This is a genomic window from Microbulbifer harenosus (genome assembly GCF_005771435.1).
Classification (GTDB): Bacteria; Pseudomonadota; Gammaproteobacteria; order Pseudomonadales; family Cellvibrionaceae; genus Microbulbifer; species Microbulbifer harenosus.
On the sequence record NZ_VANI01000006.1, the window covers coordinates 143,089 to 161,303 of the forward strand.

Sequence of the window (18,215 nt, forward strand, 5' to 3'; positions counted from 1 at the left end):
AACGAGAAATGTCGCGAAAATCACTGTAAGTGGAATTTTCTTCTTCAGAAAGACCTTGTGGAGTTCACTGCGCGCAGTTTTTCCTGGCCTTGGCTTCGCGTATTCCTGGGTCACTTTTATTCACTTTTTTATGCCACGTCTGATGCGAATACGCTGGCAGAACGCAGCCGGATATTTCCCTAGTACCGCGCTAAGTCTAGTTCAATATAAAGACGCCGGACCTGGGTCCGGCGTCTGAGGCGTGAATATCAACTGAATAATTGAGCGTGAAAAGATTAAAGCTCGTAGACTCCATTCTGTGACCAGAGACCGGCCATCGGATCATACGTATCCGGCGGCAGTATCTCGGCATCATTGGCCGCAGCGGGCTGAATGTCACTGACATTTGCAAGCAGATTGCCCAGTTCTTCCGCCGAAAGGAAGTCACTATGGAAAAAATCAATCAACAAATCTTGCAGTTGGACATACGACCCACCGCCCTCCTGGTTTGTTGAGCCGGAACAGCCACAGTCCGCACCATCACCAATAAGCAATCCTTCCAGCTGTATTGCTTCTTCAAGTGCATTTTCGAGCCTGGCCTCAACCGTATCGCGGAAGGCGGGCGATATCTCTTGCCCGCTCACCGGTACCAGCGACTCTATCGGTGTGTACTGGCTCATATCGCAACTAAGGGTGATATCGGCATCAATGTCGATATCGATATAGCAGCCACCGTCGCCGTTTACAGCGGTCAACGGAAGGTTGCTATCAATATCCATTGCAATATCAACGTAGACGTCAATCCCGTGCAAAGTTACCTGATGGGTGTAGACCCAGTCCCCATTAGAGACCGACACAGGATCATTTTGGGGATCGCATTCAAGACTGATATCTACATCAATATCCACGTTGATATCGCATAGATCATGACAATGATCGTCACAGTCATCGCCATCGTCGGTGTTGTCATCCTCGCCGGTATCAGTGTCTGGATCGGCGTCGGCATCGGCGTCGGCATCGGCGTCGGCGTCGGCGTCGGCGTCGGCATCTGAGTCTGCATCCGCATCGGTGTCGTCCTCCGAATCCGGGGGAATCGGCGAAGGCATGCTCGGGGAGGGTGATAGCGCAGGCGGCGGGGAAACGGCGAAGCCCGCGCTGGAAGAATTGTTACCATCAGACGATGCCACGCCAGCAATACCCAATGCCGATAGCCCCGCCCACAACCCCGAAGATACATTTAGCAAACTACCGGCTGTATTCCCGGATAAAGCGGAGCTGCCCTCTACCGAGGCAAACGATAATGCTGTTCCATCCGCTGAATACTGCGCAATCTGCACTTCACCCGTGTTGGGATTCTCCAGAAAAAGTTCGGTCGGTGTTTCCACCGTATCGGGACCGAAGAAATTCGCGATCATGATGACTTCTGCAGAAGCCAATTGAATGATCAGGTCGCTGCCTGATCGGCTCCACGAAATAATGTCGCTCTGCGACAACGGTAATTTGACAAACCCTGAAGAATTTAAAGCCACTCTAGTGGAATCAAATGATGTCAAGGTGCCGTCCAGTTTATCGACTACCTGCGTTAGCATCCTGCCTACCCTTACTTTTTCATCATCCTATGATGAAGCCCAGATCCAATTGATGAAGGTTTTCTCTGACATCGAAAACCTAAAGAACAGTTTTTGGACAACATGCCCTCTTTTTGATCAAGAACATATGGTATGGCTGAGTTATTCGTTGATTTCAAGCAGATGGCATCAGTACTGGAATTCCTGGGCGCAAAAAAAAGACACCGGGTTTTTAGCCCGGTGTCTGAGTCGCCCATATCAACTGGGGCGTATGAAAGCGAGTATGTTACAGCTCGTGGTACCCGTTCTGCGTCCACAGATCCGCTGTCGGGTCGCTCATGTCTGGCGTCATGATCTCTGCAGTAAGTCCAGGCTCGGACTGGGCTGAGCTCGCGTCACCCAACAGACTGCCCAGAGCTTCCGTCGAAAGAAGATCACTTTGGACAAAGTCTTCCAGCAGATCTTCGAGACTGACGTACGCTCCAGTGTCGCTCTGATGTGTTGAATCGGAACTACCAGGATCGTCACTGTATTCAGCCAGTTCTATGGCTTTCTCAAGCGCTTCTTCGAGCGTGGCGTCAAGTGCTCCCTGGCCACCAAACTCTGACTGAGATGCCATCAGTGCGACTCCGTTATCCGGTCCATAGAGTGGCACCGCCATGAAATCACCACTGGGTTCCTCACCATCGGGCGACATCGCTACCCCATAGTCCGGTGGGCAGTGTCCGAAGTCGCAATCTATGCCGATGTCGATATCTACATAGATGTCGATATAGCAGCCCTTATCACAGCCGTCGGTAGGTGGACCAAACCCTTTGTCGATATCCACCGCGATTTCAACATCGACATCAATCCCATGCAGGCTTATTTGATGGCTGTAGACCCAATCGCTGTCGGAATCTGCATCCGCGTCCGCGTCTGAATCTGCGTCGGCATCGCACTCAATGTCGATATCAACATCCACATTGATGTCGCAGTGGCAGTGCTCGTCGCAATCGGCGTCGGCGTCTGCATCGGCATCGGCGTCGGCGTCGGCATCCGCATCCGCATCGGCGTCGGCATCGGCATCGGCATCGGCATCGGCATCCGCATCGGCATCGGCATCCGCATCGGCGTCGGCATCCGCATCGGCATCGGCATCGGCATCCGCATCGGCGTCGGCATCCGCGTCAGCGTCAGCGTCGGCGTCGGCGTCAGCATCGGCGTCGGCATCCGCGTCGGCATCGGCATCCGCATCGGCATCCGCATCGGCATCCGCGTCGGCATCGGCATCCGCATCGGCATCCGCGTCGGCATCCGCATCCGCGTCGGCATCGGCATCCGCATCGGCATCGGCATCGGCATCCGCGTCGGCATCCGCATCGGCGTCAGCATCCGCGTCGGCATCGGCATCCGCGTCGGCATCCGCATCGGCGTCAGCATCCGCATCGGCATCGGCGTCGGCATCCGCGTCGGCATCCGCATCGGCGTCGGCATCCGCGTCGGCATCGGCATCCGCATCGGCATCCGCGTCGGCATCCGCGTCGGCATCCGCATCGGCGTCAGCATCCGCGTCGGCATCGGCATCCGCGTCGGCATCGGCATCCGCATCGGCGTCAGCATCGGCGTCAGCATCGGCGTCAGCATCGGCGTCAGCATCGGCGTCCGCATCGGCATCCGCATCGGTATCAGCATCCGCATCGGCATCCGCGTCTGTATCTGCGTCCGCATCCGCATCAGAGTCCGCGTCAGCATCCCCGTCCGGGGGCGGTGGCGCGGGGGGCGGGGGTGGCGGCGGGGGTGGTGGGACGTATGGCGAGAAGCTAGGTCCGGAGGAGTCATCATCGTCGGCATTAGCAATCGCGATGATGCCCAACGCGGCTAAACCCGCCCATACCCACGGGCAAACAATTTCCCCCGTAGGAGGAATGATGCCAGCGAAGCCCGTACTGCTGCTCGCCTGAGCCATCGAAAGTATTGAACCATCGGCTCCTTGCTGAGCAAGCAATATCTCGCCAGATTCAGGATCCTCCAAGAAGAGATCACTAGCGATATCGCCCGAATCCGCGAGATAAAAATTCTCGATGGTAATTATTTCCCCGGACGCCAGCTGTATGATCAGATCATCGCCGGATCTGGAAAACGAAATAATGTCATCCTGCGACAGTGCCAACTTGACGTACCCCGGAGCGTTCAAAACCACGTTGGCGGAATCAAACGAACTCAGGGTGCCGCTGGATTTATCAACTACATGTGTTTGCATCCTGCCTACCCTTGCTTATCCGTCATCCCGTGACGGAGCCCCAACTCGATTTGGCGAATTTGTGCTTTGGCGCCCCAAGACCCCCAAGAACAGTTTTCGCACCAAGTGATCATTTTTTGACCACTTATATAACGGTATGGCTGAGTTATTCGCTTATTTCAAGCAGAGCAATGGCATGCTGCCAATTGAGCACATGAATCGGAATTGAATGCCAAACAAGAGGTGTAAAGTTCCGCCACAAAACAAATTACTGCGTCGGAAATGCGAGGTGTTCTCATCATAGTTCGACGCAGTAACCGCCCTGAATTCACAGTGCTGCGGAACGCTCCGTAGACACTGGCGACGGATCAGATGCTGGTGAAGTATCTGTGATCCGACCGCTTCGGAAATACAGAAACAAAACCAGCCCGCACAGAAGAAAGGTTCCCCAGTAGAGAGACGAACCACTCCACTTCTCGATTACAAAACCCCCAACCAACGGCGCACTTGACCAGCCAAGTGTGTAAAAAGACGTCGCGCCAAAATAGCTACCCCTGAGATGATCGGGAGCCATCCGGTCTACCTGGATACTCATTGTCGGGAACAAAATTGTTTCGGCTACGCTCACAACGAAGGTCGCACCCAACCAGCCATAGAACCAGTGGACCGGATTGATCGCAAACCACACCTGCCCTGCCGCGAGAACAAAAATTCCCATCACAATCCGGCGGTTGATACTCAATGCACGCATCAATTTCAGCAATGGAAACTGCAGCAGAATAATCGTCGATGCATTCACCAGAATCATGCTGGAGATCAGCTGTATCAAGTCGGGAGCACTACTTTGTGTAAGGTACTGCACCAGGCTGGAATCCATATGCGCGTAGATAAACAGCGTAAGAATGTTGGCAAACACCACGATCAAAAAAGCTTTGTCACGCCGCAGTACCGTCAAGGTCGCTCGGAAGCTCGTCGGCGGATGCCGCTTCAGTCTCGCTGCCACTCCCGATGTTGTATACCGGAACGCCCATACAAAGCCGAGACAGAGAAAAAGGTAGCTGAGCGCGGTAAGCCCGAACGTGGACTGCTGCGCACTGATCCCGACCCAAACGCCCACGACCGGTCCCAGTGCAGCCCCCACATTGATCAGAAAATAGCGAAACTGCAGTGCAAGCTCACGAACCTGCTTTTGCTTGATCAGATCACCAAACAATGCGCTTGCTGGTGGTTCCCAGATGGCGCGACCAATGGAACAAAGCGTAATGGACACGACAAAGGCAGACAGTGACTCCGCCACGGCGAGTAGCGCAAACGCACAGGTGTTGATCAATGTACCCAGGATTAATATGGTGCGCCTGCCATATCTGTCAGACAGGGTACCCATATAGAACCCGAGCAGAGTCGCCGCCATCGCCGATACACTGAGAATAAGTCCGATATATGCCGGTCCCAGTGAAAATTTCTCATGCAGCAGAATCGCGAGAAATGGCCACACCATAAAATAAGTGCCGCGCCCGAAAAAACTTCCGATCAGAATTATCCATATCAACGGCGGTAAGCCATAGAGTGATTGCCACCACTGCCTGTCCATGCCGATCCTCCCATGTTAACGGCAAAAAAAAACCCGGAGGCCAAGACCATCCGGGTTTTTCCTGGAGAGTCTTGATGAAACCCTCCAGAACACACATTTTGGTAATCTGTCAGGTGATCATACCGCGCACTCGAATAGCCACTGCGGAGGCCAGCACGGAAACGGACAGATGTTTACACAGCATATTAACCAGCATTTCCGCACGAGGGGTATATTCGGCCATCATTTCAGGTAGGGAAGTATGGAGTGAGAAAAGACGCACGCGGGCCATCAGTGCCAGCGCTGCTCGCTGCCAACGATAACCCGATAAGTTCACGCGTTTGATCTGAGAGTTCATTTGATTCCGTACCCGGTTGCACCGAGAGGTTTCTGATACATTTTCCACTCGCCTGCCGTCGGCCTCTATTTGTGCGATTGACAGGAAGGCAACCATCATATCCGACCCGCCATTTCGCGCAACCGATAATTCGCGGATTTTTCGCATTTTTTTCTCCGGAAACAAAATGGTCATGAAAACTGCCGACCCGATCCTGTGATACCCGCTTCTATACTGACTGATGAATCCGGAAAGAGATCGCCTCTGTAGGGTTCGCTCCTGTGTACCCTTTGAAAAGGATGCTGAACGCCATGCCCCACTCCAGAAAGATAAACCCATCCGACGATAAGCTTCATCAGAATGCCGTCCTGATCGAAACGAGCCATGGAATACTCCAAGGGCGGGTCATACCGGAATGCCCCGACGGGCCCGGCGCCGTAAGACAGTTTTTGGGAATTCCCTACGCGGAACCTCCCGTCGGCCCGCTACGCTGGCACCCGCCCCAGCCACTTTCCCCCTGGACCGGAGTCCGGAATGCCAGCAGCTTCGCCATGCCCGCACCGCAAAACCCCAATCATTTGTTTGATATCCGGGGACCGGAAGGACAAGAGCCGAAAAATGAAGATTGCCTCTACCTGAATATCCATGCGCCGCTCTATCCTGCGCACGGGAAACTACCGGTAATGGTATGGATTCACGGCGGCTCATTTTATTTAGGGTCCGGTTGTCAGGCCCTGTATGACGGGCAGTACCTCGCAGGTAGCGGACGCGCAATCGTGGTGACACTCAACTACCGCTTGGGCGCATTGGGATTCCTCCGGCTGAAACAACTGAGCGATATTCCTGCAACCGGTAATGAAGGTATTCTGGACCAGATTGCGGCGCTGCGTTGGGTACAGAACAATATTTCCGCCTTTGGCGGTGACCCGAACAACATCACCCTCTTTGGGGAATCCGCCGGCGCCATGAGTATCGCCAGCCTGTTTGCGGCGCAGGATGCCAACCACATACCTCTGGGCGGCACGCTCTTTCATAAGGCGATAGTCCAGAGCGGCAATCCCGCCGTTTACAGTCAGCCGGAGAAAGCCACGGCGATGGCGGAAAAATTCTGCGAAATTCTGTCGGCCCTGCGGGGTGGCAGGCCCATCAGGTTTCCGCCCACAACCGAAGAGCTGCTCAAAGCCCAGGAGTTACTCCTGAATAATCCTGAAACCGATCGCCACTGGGGCCACCTCCCCTTCAAACCCGTACTTGATGGTGAACTGATTACTTGCCCACCCATAGACGCTCTGCGCGGTGGCGCCAGTACCGGCGTGGCCCTGCTAGTGGGGAGCAACAGCGATGAATGGAACCTGTTCAGTGCGGCGCGACCGGAAACCCTGACACTGAACGATCAAGATATTCGCGACCACCTACTGCCGCTGTTGCCGGACGAGCTGATCCAGCCATTGCTGGAGCACTATCGGCAGCGGGCAGAATGCCTCGGTGACAATCCATGGCCGCTGTGGAGCCGCGCCTGGAACATGTTACTGACCGATATGACATTCACGGTACCCGGGCTGCGCCTACTACAGGCCCACCAGGGTAAGTGCTTTCACTATCACTTTGCGCAACCGCTGCGCGCTCAGCCCATGCTCGGCGCCTGCCACGCCTCGGAGCTTGGCTATGTGTTCGGTACCCACGGCGCGCCGGAACTCCAGCACCTCTATGGAGGTGAGCAGGAGCCGCATATTCTCAGCGAATCCATGCGTAATGCATGGCTAAGTTTTGCCGAATCCGGAGATCCGGGAGACGACTGGCCCGACTTTGCATTGGGGTATAGCCGTTGCTTTGGGCAAACGGACGATAGACAGACAGACACAAGAATCCTGCAGCAGGTGTGGCAGATTCTGGACGACAGCAAACTTGGCGGATTTCTTTAGAGATCAATACTGCGCGCGAAATTCATAATAAAACGTTAAAATCCCGCTGAGGATTTCCAGCCGGAATACCTCACACAAACTTCTAAAAAAGGCTGACGATTTGCATCAGATTTTGTTGATTCGCCATGGCGAAGCCGCCAAGTCCTCTACCGATGACGACCCGGGCCTGACACACCTCGGCCGGCGGCAAGCGGAGATACTGGCAGATGATCTGGACCGACAGTTTCCAGATGGCGGCGGCGTACGGCTGATCAGCAGCCCCAAAGCGCGCGCAATCCAGACAGCAACCCCACTAGTCCAGCGCTGGCAATGCCGCCTGGATAAATCGCCAAAGGTCATTGAGATCCCATCGCCCGCGGGAGTAAAACTGGCGGAGCGCGGCGGATGGATTCGGACGCTGCTCAACAGCCACTGGGACAGCCTCACCCCTTTGCAAACAGAATGGAGAATGGGCATTACCGACTATCTCCTGCAGTTATCCTCCCATGGGGAGAATGAAGAGTTCCACACCACTCTGATTTTCTGCCACTTCATGGTAATCAATTCTATAGTGGCAACCATCCGCAATGACTTGCAGGTGGTGCAGTTTCACCCCGACTACACCTCGCAGACCCGTCTTTTCCTCGAGCAAGGAAAACTGTCGCTTGCAGAACTCGGGCAGGAAAAAAGTATCGACAACCTGATTCAGTAATGCGAAACGGGCTGGGGGAGCCCGCTCGATTAGTCTGAAAAGAAAATAGTGATCCCTCATTGCCCCGTCTGCGGCCGTATCCGAGATCAGTCCTGCCCGAGGCTTTTGCTGACTACTTCGTACAAATCAGAAGACAGTTTGCCACTGTCTGAAATACGCTGCAGTGCCGCCCGAATCTGCCCGGATTCCTCGGCCCGGTATTTTCTCCAGCGTGTCAGAGGTGTGACCAGCCGCGCCGCAATTTGCGGATTGAGCTTATCCAGTGCGATGACCTGATCCGCCAGAAAATTGTAGCCACTCCCGTCTTCCCGATGGAACTGGGTGAAGTTGCGCATCGCAAACCCCGCGACTACGGCGCGCACCTTATTGGGATTCTTCACGTCAAAAGCCGGGTGCGACATCAATTTCTGCACTCGTTCCAGTGTGCCGAACTTCGCGCTGCCGCTTTGCAACCCAAACCAGGTTTCCACCACCTGCGTATCCTGTTGCCACTGCTGATAAAACGCTTCCAGGAAGTTTTCTGATTGCTCTTCCGGACCGAACTCCACAAGGGCGGCAAGTGCGGCGGCGGTATCTGTCATGTTTTCTCCGCGCTCAAACTGCGTTTTCGCCAGTGTCAGGGAGTCGGCATTTCCGGCGGCACACAGATAGGTGAGGCAAGTATTCTTCAGACTACGCTCGGCAATATCTTCCGCCGCGGGGGTATAGGGTTTGCGCCGATCCAGCGCGCGATAACGGGCCAGGAACCGTGCTTCAAGTGCCTTTGCAATAGCGTCGCGGGCAAAGACGCGCACGGCGATGATGGCGGCCGCATCAATATCGCCCTCTTGCTCAGCCAGTTCCTGCGCGCTGGGAAGCGACAGCATCTTTGCGACCAACGCCGGGTCTAGTGTTACATCGTCCAGCACCGCGGCAAAACCTTCTATCAAAGTACCCGGCGACTCCAATGCCGCACCTGCGCGATATTGTTGCTGCAGTTTGCACAGGCTATCCAATGCCAAACGCTGACAGGCATCCCAGCGATTGAACGGGTCTGAATCATGCCGCATCAGGAATTGCAGCTGTGCGCTCGAATAGCCATAGCGAAGTTTTACCGGTGCGGAGAATCCTCGCAGTAGTGATGGCAATGGACGCGAAGCAATACCATTGAAGGTAAACGTCTGCTCCGCTTCAGTGAGATGCAACACCATTTCTTCCCGCCCCGAGGTATCGAGTGGTAGCGGGCTGCCACTTTCATCCAGAAGTCCAATCTTCACAGGAATATGCAGAGGTAACTTGTCATTCTGCCCCGGCGTTGCCGGAGTGTGTTGGCGAATAGTGAGTGAATACTCCCCATTCGCCTCGCTATAGGCATCTGTCACCTCAAGCACCGGCGTGCCTGCCTGGCTGTACCAACGGCGAAACTGTTTCAGATCCGCACTATTGGCATCTTCCATTGCCACCACAAAATCTTCACAGGTAACGGCACAGCCGTCATGGCGTTCAAAATAAAGATCGCTGCCACGCCGGAAAGCTTCCTCTCCAAGAAGCGTGTGGATCATCCGCACCACTTCGGCCCCTTTCTCGTACACTGTGAGCGTATAGAAATTGGAAATTTCCATATAGGAATCCGGCCGCACCGGATGGGACATGGGACCGGCATCCTCGGCAAACTGGGAGGTGCGCAGCAGGATGACGTCTTCGATGCGCTTGACCGCCCGGGAATTCATGTCCGCAGAAAACTCCGCATCACGAAATACCGTAAAGCCCTCTTTCAGACTGAGCTGGAACCAGTCACGGCAGGTGACACGGTTCCCCGACCAATTGTGGAAGTACTCGTGAGCAACAATGGCCTCAATTCTCTGAAAAGCGGCGTCGGTCGCGGTTTCCGGGCTGGCGAGGACACAGGCGGAATTGAAGATATTCAGCCCTTTGTTTTCCATTGCCCCCATGTTGAAATGATCTACCGCGACGATCATGAAAATATCCAGATCGTATTCCCGGCCGTAGACCTCTTCATCCCAGCGCATAGCGTGCTTGAGAGACGCCATCGCGTGTGCACACTTGCCGATGTTGCGCGCCTCGGTAAACAGTTGCAGTTTCACCGTGCGGCCACTGCAGGTTGTGAAATGGTCTTCCACATGCTGTAAATCCCCCGCCACCAGTGCAAAAAGGTAAGAAGGCTTGGCAAACGGATCTTCCCAGGTCACCCGCAAGCGACCGTCCTCGGTGGTCGTGCTGTCGATCCTGTTGCCATTCGACAGCAGGACAGGGTATGTGGCGGGCGCGACAATCGTAGTAGTGAATATCGACATCACATCCGGCCGGTCTGGATAAAAGGTGATTTTCCGAAAGCCCTCGGCCTCGCACTGGGTGCAATACATGCCATTGGAGAGATACAGCCCCTCGAGTGAGGTATTGGCTTCCGGGGCAATGCGGGTCTGCACTTCCAATTCGAACGCCGCTCGGTCAACGCTCAGTGCCAGTCCACCGGGTTTTTCCTGATAGCGCTGGGCCGGGAGAAGCTCGCCATCAACCGATACAGAAAGCAACTCCAGATCTGATCCATCGAGCCAGAGCGGCGGCAGAGTCTCCTCAGCGCGGGCCACAGCCGGATTGCGCCGGACCTTTAGACGGGACGTCACAAGGGTGGCATGGGGATCGAGATCAAAGGTGAGGTCCGTGCGATCCACCAGATAATCCGGAGCCTGATAATCCTTCAGGTAAATCGTACGCGCTTGGGAATCTTTCATTGACTAAGGTCTCTTTCAAAAATTGGCAGGCCTTTTTCTATGGGCCCCCGTATAAATCGTAGCGAGCGGTCCTCCTTCACCAGGTGGCGCGCAACAGGTTTCAAGTGGGGCCCGTCAATAACCGGCAGCCTGCCCGTCTTTGCGGCTTTCAGAGGCACCGTGATACACACCATTCGCGTCTTTCAGGATGGCCTGGTAACCGCCATAAGGGCCACTTTCAAAACGTATCTGATGGCCCATCTGCACCAGCTTGCGCCGCGTTTCCATGGGAAAGCCGTCTTCCAGGCTGAGATAGCCCCCATCCTCCATCAGTTCATCTGTGGGTTGGCTGGAACCCGTGTGCAGTATACGCGGCGCATCGCCCGCTTCCTGCACGTTCATGCCGAAATCCACCATGTTGATGATAACTTGCGCATGCATCTGCGGCTGGGTCGCGCCGCCCATGACGCCAAAGCTGAGCCAGGGTTTGCCATCTTTGGTCACGAAGGCGGGGATGATGGTGTGGAACGGACGCTTCCCCGGCTGGTACTGATTGAAATGACCTTCTCTGAGGCTGAACATCTCCCCGCGGTCCTGCAGAATAAACCCCAGCTCTCCGGGAGTCATGCCAGAGCCCATCCCCCGGTAATTACTTTGGATCAGCGACACCATATTGCCGTCTTTATCGGCGGTAGTGAGGTAGATGGTATCGCCGTGACGCAGAGCCACGGTCCCGGCATCGTAACGTTTAGCGGCCCGTTCCGGGTTGATAAGCTTGCGGCGTTTGTCGGCGTAGGATTTCGAGATGAGCTCTTTGACCGGCAGAGTATTGAATTCTGGGTCCGCATAGTATTTGGCGCGGTCTTCAAACGCGAGTTTCTTGGCCTCCGTGAACAGGTGGATATATTCGGGGCTGAGGCGCCCCAGCTCAGCCAGATCATAGTCCTCGAGAATATTGAGGATCTGTAATGCTGCAATGCCCTGGCCATTGGGCGGCAGCTCCCACACGTCGTAGCCGCGGTAATTGGTCGACACCGGTTCCACCCACTCAGATTTGTGACTGGCCAGGTCGTCATAGGAGAGAAAACCTCCGTTGGCATTCATATAGCGGTCGATTTCCCGTGCAATGTCCCCTTTGTAGAAGGCATCGCGTCCGTCATCCGCAATTTTCTGTAGCGTATTTGCCAGACGGGGATTGCGAAAAATGTCGCCTTCCCTGGGCGCGCGGCCGTCAGGCATGTAGGTTTCGCGGAAGCCCGGGTATTTTTCCAATACCGGTACAGATCGGTTCCAGTAGTAGGCCACCAGCTGCGTTACCGGAAAACCGCTGTTGGCATAATGAATGGCCGGCGCCAACAGGTCTTTCATTGGCAGCCGGCCGAACTTTCCATGCAGCTCGAACCAGCCATCCACCGCGCCCGGCACGGATACAGGCAGAGGACCATGGGAGGGGATCTTCTCGAGATTATTGTCGGCAAAATAACGGAATAACAGTGATTTCGGCGAGCGCCCGCTAGCATTCAAGCCGTGGAGCTTTTTGTCTTCGGCACTCCACACAATGGCAAACAGATCACCACCAATGCCATTGCCAGTCGGTTCCATCAGCCCCTGCACCGCATTGGCGGCAATAGCGGCATCTACTGCGCTGCCGCCCTTCTTCAGGATATCCAGCGCCACCTGGGTCGCCAGCGGCTGGCTAGTGGCGGCCATTCCCCCGGTGGCCAGTACCGGTGAACGGCTGGCGAACCCCTCACCGTTGATGCGGTCATATGCTTGAACTCCCACAGCTACCGACAGGGTCCCCGCCAGGGAAATCGCGGTCACTGCCAACATTTTCCTCACCTGACTGGCTTTACCGCACAATACTGTCATCACGAATTTCACAATTTCTGCCCCTGTCGTTATTCTCACAAACAAGTCTCTACATTTGGTGGTGAATTCTCAAGTCGGTCAGCCGAGGTTTTTGTGCGTTTTGTCTCCCGCTCCCTGAAGATCGCTGCAGTTGCCCTGGCGCTATTGCTACTGGCTGCTGCCGCCGGCTGGATGGCGAGACATTCATGGATACCCGGTGCACTGAACTGGCGGCTGGATGGGATGCGCGTTACGGTATTCCAAGGGCTGAGCCTTTCCCGCTCGGACCGCGGACTGGGCGCACATCTTGACCACCTGCGCCTTGTCACCTCGCGCGGGTACTTCATTGATGTGAGTGATATCCACGTCAGCCGGATTCCCGCCCTCATTCGCGCCCTACTGAGTTCGAACACGCGCGTCTTGCCGGAAGCAGAAATATCGGTCGAACGCCTTGCGATCAAATCTCCCGAGCCAGTGGTCGACGCTCAGGAAAACGCTCTGCCGAAGTTCCCGCCGGAAAATCCAGCGTCGAGCGCACCGCACGGAGCTGACGTATTCGCGAAAGATACGGAGGCAGCCACTGAAATTTCCGTAGACGAAGTACTCGATAACCTGCGCAATCTGCCAATTCGGAAACTGCAGATCCAAAAAATCCAGTGGCCGCAGAGATTAAATGGCGAACTTTCCTTTTCCGCCACCCAGTTCCCCGGACACACCATTGAGGGAGAGCTGCGCAGCGACCGCTGTAGAGCATGCCGCCTGGAGCTGAAAGTGCATATCGAGGAGGCACTGACAAAGTCTGCCCTAAAACTCGACAACGGTGCCGTGACCGTGGGACAACTGGACACCCGCGTATATCGTCAAAGGCCGGTCAATAGCGAAAGTCCTTCACGCCGCTGGCGGTTGGAAGGCAGTCTCAATCTTGCTGCCGGTCAATTGCCTCCACTGTTCCAACAAGTCGGTTTATCCAGCCGTGAACGCGGAGACTGGCTCGACCTAGCGCACTCCCTGCAGGGGGAGGCGTCGCTTACCTTCAAAGGCGGGATCCCGGATCGACTTTCGAATGCAGGTGATCTGCGCGATATCAGCGCGGCGATTGAAACCCGAGCGTTTTCCGCGGTATTGCCCGAGGGACACGCCGGCCTGCCAGTGGCCGCGGAAGTAACGACGACAAAACCGGTCCACCTGCAAATACATTCTGCAGTACCCCTGTCCGTCGCTTCCATCGAAGGAGAGCTGCAGATTCGCACAACCATTCAACCGGCATCGGAAATGCCCGTAGCAGTGCCGCCGCTAGTAGACAGCAATATTGTATTGTCGACTCAAAACGGCATTCCCCAAGTCCTGTTTCGCGGCGAGACCCACCTTGATGAAGCATCCCGCCTTTGGAATACAGCGAGATGGCAACAAGTGCGCGAGCAGATTCCAGTGACAGATATGCGGGGCATTCAAACATTTACCGGAACCTTCTCACTTCCCGGACTCAATGGAATACTCAGCGGATCTGATGCACCGAAGATCCATCAGTTTTTCGCGGAAATCCGGCTCAATGACAACGCGACGTTCCTGCTGGAGCCTCCAAGCCACAATAATCCGCTGGCAGCATTGGACTGGCAGAAACTGCGGCTAACGCTGAGCGGCAGCCAAGCGATAAAACTTTCTTCCGCGAAATTTCCCGGTGAAATGGATCTGGAATTCCCACAGCTTGAGCTGGCAGCCAAAGATCTAAGAAAACTGCAAGATGAAAAACAGGGAAGCCCCGAACTCCGGGGAGAAGTCGGCAACCTGCGCTGCGCCGGATTACCTGCGGTCAACTGCACCCTGCAACTGAAAATGGCAACCCCACAGTTGAGGCTGCCGGACACAACGACCAGTGTTAGCAACCTAAACCTGACCGTCGCGGAAGCCCACCTTGCCTCAGGGCAGGATGGCTCATTTTCCATAGCCCTGAAAGACCTGAACCTGAGCGCCGATCAGGGACATTCGGGAGAAGTCAGTATAGGTAAACCGGAGGTGTTTACGCAGCAGGCCAAATGCCGGTGGCAGAATACGGCGATTTCCTGCAGCAGCCCACACCTTGCCATCAATCTCGACCCACTGCGCAGTGGCGACAATCAATTGCGTGGCGTTGTGTTTCTCGAAGACTTGCTCATTGTCCATTCCGGCGACAAACCTGGAGATTTTCAAGCTGCTGCCAGCTTCCATGCTGACAACCTGAATGTCTCCATACTGAAGCAATATAAGGCCGGGTTTTCCTCACGTGGGAAATGGCAGATTGCCAATCAGGAGATCACCGGCAGCAGCGATATTTCAGGTGGGCCGCTCGCACTGGCCACCAAATGGCAGCACAGCCTGAAATCGGGACAAGGCACGCTGACGCTCGTCCTTCCGCAAGTCGAATTTACACCCACGAATCCCCTGACCCGCGCTGTAAGCGGGCTACCTGTGGATATTGTCGGCGGCAAGCTGCAGGCGGACGCCAGAATTCACTGGCCGGAATCGGGGACGAGTCAGTTCCAGCTGGGATTCATTGACACTGCCCTTCAGTACAACGACAGCTTCGCCGTAGGCGTCAACACCGAGATTGCCCTGCAGCAGCACAATGAAAACTGGGTCACAATAAAGCCAGTCCCAGTCTCCGTAAAATCGGTAGACACTGGGATTGCCGTCACCAATGTGAATTTTTTACTGTCACTGGCCGAAAATGGCGACCTCACCCTCCGGAACTTCTCCGCCGAGCTTCTGGAAGGCGCGCTAACCGCCGAAAACCTCTACTGGAACCTAAGCGGTGAGGAGCGGCAATCCCACCTGCAGTTCACTGGCCTCTCGCTTGGCGCCCTGGCAAAGGAAATGGAGTCCACCAACTTCGCCGCCAGTGGCCTGATCGACGCAAGTATTCCCATCACCACCGACCGTCAGGGCGTCACTGTGGACAACGGCACCGTGCAGTCCCGTCCGCCCGGGGGCAGGTTGCGCTACTACGGGGCCTTTTCGCCCGGTATGCTCGGCAGTAACCCCCAGTTGAAGCTGCTTGCCGGTGCTCTGGAAGATTACAATTACCGGGATATTTCTGGCACCATGAGCTACCCGTTGAGCGGAGATCTGCAGCTGAACCTGAAGTTGACCGGACGCAGTGCCGCCATTGATGCCAACCGGGATCTGATCATCAACCTGAATCTGGAAAACAATATCCCGTCCATGCTGCGATCCCTGCAGGCGAGTAGAGATGTTACCGATGTACTGGAGCGCCAGGTACAGTAAGCTGGCCTGAGTTCCGTTTTAACCTCGGTTTATACGGCGGCCCGCTGCCGTTCAGTTACGCCCCTATTCAGCTGCGGTTAATGGACAAGATCTATAGTAAACATCAATAGCTCCCAGGTGACGCGGCGTCCGCCGCATTGCTACTTACAAACCTGTAAACCTGAGAGACACAGGAGTATTCAGTGAAACAGCCAGGAATTGTCAAACAGACCGCGGTATGCCTCGCACTGTTGTGCGGGTGCGCCTTGATGGCCGCCTGCACCCCGACGGTAGCAGTACAGGCCCCCAGTGAGCCGATCACCGTCAACCTGAACGTCAAGATCGAACACGAAATCCGCGTCAGAGTCGACAAGGAGCTCGATGACCTGTTTGAAGACAAGGAGGGGATTTTCTGATGCCAACCGGCAACAGAACCGTTCACCCCAAATGAGAAAAGGAAAACAGACTATGCCCGCATTCGTATCCATGAAAAAACTGTTGAATGGTCTGCTCGCAGTGACCCTGCTGATCGCCCTGCCGGCCAGCGCCATCACTCTGGACCAGGCACGCTCTCAGGGACTGGTTGGCGAAGCAAACAGCGGTTATATCGCCGTCGTGCAAGGCAGTACACCAGAACTCGAAAAACTGGTGGCGGAAGTGAACAACAAGCGCAAGCAGGAATACGCGGCCATTGCTCAGCGCAACAACATCGACATAGCCCAAGTGGCTGCCCGCGCAGCGGAGAAACTGGAATCCCGCCTCGGCAAAGGCGAGTTTTACCAGGACAACCTCGGTCGCTGGCAGCAGAAATAACTGCCTCCCCAAAAAACAGAACCCGCAACAAAGGTTGCGGGTTCTGGTGGGGGATTGTCGCAAGAAAGGACCTTCAATCCATTCCCGCGAACGAATCAGAGATTGGCGAAGAGTGACATACCGTCAAGCCCCTGGCTCTCCATGACTTCGCGCAGACGCTTGAGCGCGTCTACCTGTATCTGACGCACACGTTCACGGGTGAGACCGATTTCACGACCGACTTCTTCCAGAGTGCTGGCCTCGTATCCTCGCAGACCAAAGCGGCGGGACACCACTTCACACTGCTTGTCCGGCAGTTCACCCAACCAGCGGTTGATACTTTCGAACAGATCCTCATCCTGCAACAGTTCCGCAGGATCGGATTCATGCTGATCGGGAATGGTATCCACCAGGGTTTTTTCAGACGATGGGCCGATGGGGGTATCCACCGAAGTGATACGCTCATTGAGGCCGAGCATACGCTCAACGTCTTCCACCGGTTTTTCCAGCAGATTGGCAATTTCTTCCGCAGACGGCTCGTGATCGAGCTTCTGTGCCAGTTCGCGGGAAGCACGAAGGTAAACATTGAGTTCTTTGACCACATGAATAGGCAGACGGATGGTGCGCGTCTGATTCATGATGGCCCGTTCGATAGTTTGTCGGATCCACCAGGTGGCGTAGGTAGAGAAACGGAAGCCGCGCTCCGGATCAAACTTTTCTACCGCTCGAATCAGACCCAGGTTGCCTTCCTCAATCAGATCCAGCAACGCCAGGCCACGACTTACATAACGTCGGGCGATTTTCACTACGAGACGCAGGTTACTTTCGATCATACGCTTGCGCGCGGCGACGTCACCGCGCAGCGCCTTGCGTGCGTAGTAAACTTCTTCTTCCGCGGTCAGCAGAGGAGAAAAACCGATTTCGTTGAGATACAGCTGGGTAGCGTCAAGATTCTTGTTTGCGTGGGGATCATCCATCCGGCGGATGGTGGTTTTCGTTGATGTGCTTTTTGTTGTAGATCTAGGTGAGATGGTTTCGGAGCTTTTCTTGGCCGCCTTTCTCCGTGGGCGGCTGGTCTCTACTTCTTCATCTTCTGATAAGGAATCGTCTTCATCCAATTCCAGAGAGTCATCATAGGAATCGTCATTGTCCATTGAGTCGATTGAGAGATCGGCTCTGGCATCGTATTCCAGATGTTCACGACGTTGTGCTTCCATTTCCCCAACTCCTTGTACTTTGCCTGTTTCAGCCGCCTCGACAGTTCGCGATCGCTGAACCGGTCGCTGTCAGATGCGACAGCCTCCGTTCCCGGCAACCCGCCTTCATTGGCGAG

General features: G+C 55.2%; 13 protein-coding genes. 5 read left to right on the forward strand and 8 right to left on the reverse strand.

From position 1 onward, the window contains the following. Window positions 1-275: 275 nt before the first annotated feature. From FDY93_RS06395 to FDY93_RS19570, 5 genes are all read right to left on the reverse strand, one after another. Window positions 276-1,568 carry a BapA/Bap/LapF family prefix-like domain-containing protein gene (locus FDY93_RS06395; RefSeq protein ID WP_138234911.1) on the reverse strand — a complete coding sequence of 431 codons (1,293 nt, stop codon included), beginning with the start codon at window positions 1,566-1,568 and terminating at the stop codon, window positions 276-278. Between the two features lie 265 nt (window positions 1,569-1,833). Further along, the gene (locus tag FDY93_RS19850; RefSeq protein WP_138234912.1) at window positions 1,834-3,789 is read right to left on the reverse strand and encodes a BapA/Bap/LapF family prefix-like domain-containing protein; all 1,956 of its coding nucleotides are present in this window, start codon (window positions 3,787-3,789) and stop codon (window positions 1,834-1,836) included. A gap of 307 nt (window positions 3,790-4,096) precedes the next feature. Beyond that, the gene (locus FDY93_RS06405; RefSeq protein ID WP_138234913.1) at window positions 4,097-5,359 is read right to left on the reverse strand and encodes an MDR family MFS transporter; all 1,263 of its coding nucleotides are present in this window, start codon (window positions 5,357-5,359) and stop codon (window positions 4,097-4,099) included. Window positions 5,360-5,468: 109 nt separating this feature from the next. Next, entirely contained in the window at window positions 5,469-5,870 is a 402-nt protein-coding gene (locus tag FDY93_RS06410; protein WP_138234914.1) for a hypothetical protein, read from the reverse strand. Then, complete coding sequence (locus FDY93_RS19570; protein WP_220446123.1) at window positions 5,867-6,061, reverse strand: hypothetical protein; 195 nt, start codon at window positions 6,059-6,061, stop codon at window positions 5,867-5,869. The genes FDY93_RS06410 and FDY93_RS19570 overlap by 4 nt, the downstream gene beginning before the upstream one ends. Here FDY93_RS19570 and FDY93_RS06415 point away from each other — a divergent pair. Together FDY93_RS06415 and FDY93_RS06420 are read left to right on the forward strand one after the other, a co-directional pair. Next, a complete protein-coding gene (locus FDY93_RS06415) occupies window positions 5,987-7,597 on the forward strand; it encodes a carboxylesterase/lipase family protein (RefSeq protein ID WP_138234915.1) in 1,611 nt (536 codons plus the stop codon). The two genes, FDY93_RS19570 and FDY93_RS06415, sit on opposite strands and share 75 nt — an antisense overlap. Window positions 7,598-7,697: 100 nt before the next feature. Further along, window positions 7,698-8,288 carry a histidine phosphatase family protein gene (locus tag FDY93_RS06420; protein WP_166216567.1) on the forward strand — a complete coding sequence of 197 codons (591 nt, stop codon included), beginning with the start codon at window positions 7,698-7,700 and terminating at the stop codon, window positions 8,286-8,288. Between the two features lie 86 nt (window positions 8,289-8,374). Here the strand turns inward: FDY93_RS06420 and pepN are convergent, their stop codons facing one another. After that, window positions 8,375-11,020 carry an aminopeptidase N gene (gene pepN, locus FDY93_RS06425; RefSeq protein ID WP_138234917.1) on the reverse strand — a complete coding sequence of 882 codons (2,646 nt, stop codon included), beginning with the start codon at window positions 11,018-11,020 and terminating at the stop codon, window positions 8,375-8,377. A gap of 114 nt (window positions 11,021-11,134) precedes the next feature. Continuing rightward, entirely contained in the window at window positions 11,135-12,832 is a 1,698-nt protein-coding gene (gene ggt / locus FDY93_RS06430; protein ID WP_138234918.1) for a gamma-glutamyltransferase, read from the reverse strand. 132 nt (window positions 12,833-12,964) lie between these two features. On the opposite strand from ggt, the gene FDY93_RS06435 reads away from it, so the two are divergent. The 3 genes from FDY93_RS06435 to FDY93_RS06445 all read left to right on the forward strand — a co-directional run bounded on the left by FDY93_RS06435 (window position 12,965) and on the right by FDY93_RS06445 (window position 16,903). After that, window positions 12,965-16,111, forward strand: coding sequence for an intermembrane phospholipid transport protein YdbH family protein (locus FDY93_RS06435; RefSeq protein WP_138234919.1), 3,147 nt, complete (start codon window positions 12,965-12,967; stop codon window positions 16,109-16,111). A 182-nt stretch (window positions 16,112-16,293) separates the two neighbouring features. Then, window positions 16,294-16,506 (forward strand): YnbE family lipoprotein, encoded by a 213-nt coding sequence (locus FDY93_RS06440; RefSeq protein WP_240914281.1) that lies wholly within the window; start codon window positions 16,294-16,296, stop codon window positions 16,504-16,506. A 52-nt stretch (window positions 16,507-16,558) separates the two neighbouring features. Next, window positions 16,559-16,903 carry a YdbL family probable chaperone protein gene (locus tag FDY93_RS06445; RefSeq protein WP_240914282.1) on the forward strand — a complete coding sequence of 115 codons (345 nt, stop codon included), beginning with the start codon at window positions 16,559-16,561 and terminating at the stop codon, window positions 16,901-16,903. A 95-nt stretch (window positions 16,904-16,998) separates the two neighbouring features. Here the strand turns inward: FDY93_RS06445 and rpoS are convergent, their stop codons facing one another. Beyond that, window positions 16,999-18,099, reverse strand: a complete 1,101-nt coding sequence (rpoS, locus tag FDY93_RS06450) for an RNA polymerase sigma factor RpoS (protein WP_246068484.1) — start codon at window positions 18,097-18,099, stop codon at window positions 16,999-17,001. Between the last annotated feature and the right edge of the window lie 116 nt (window positions 18,100-18,215).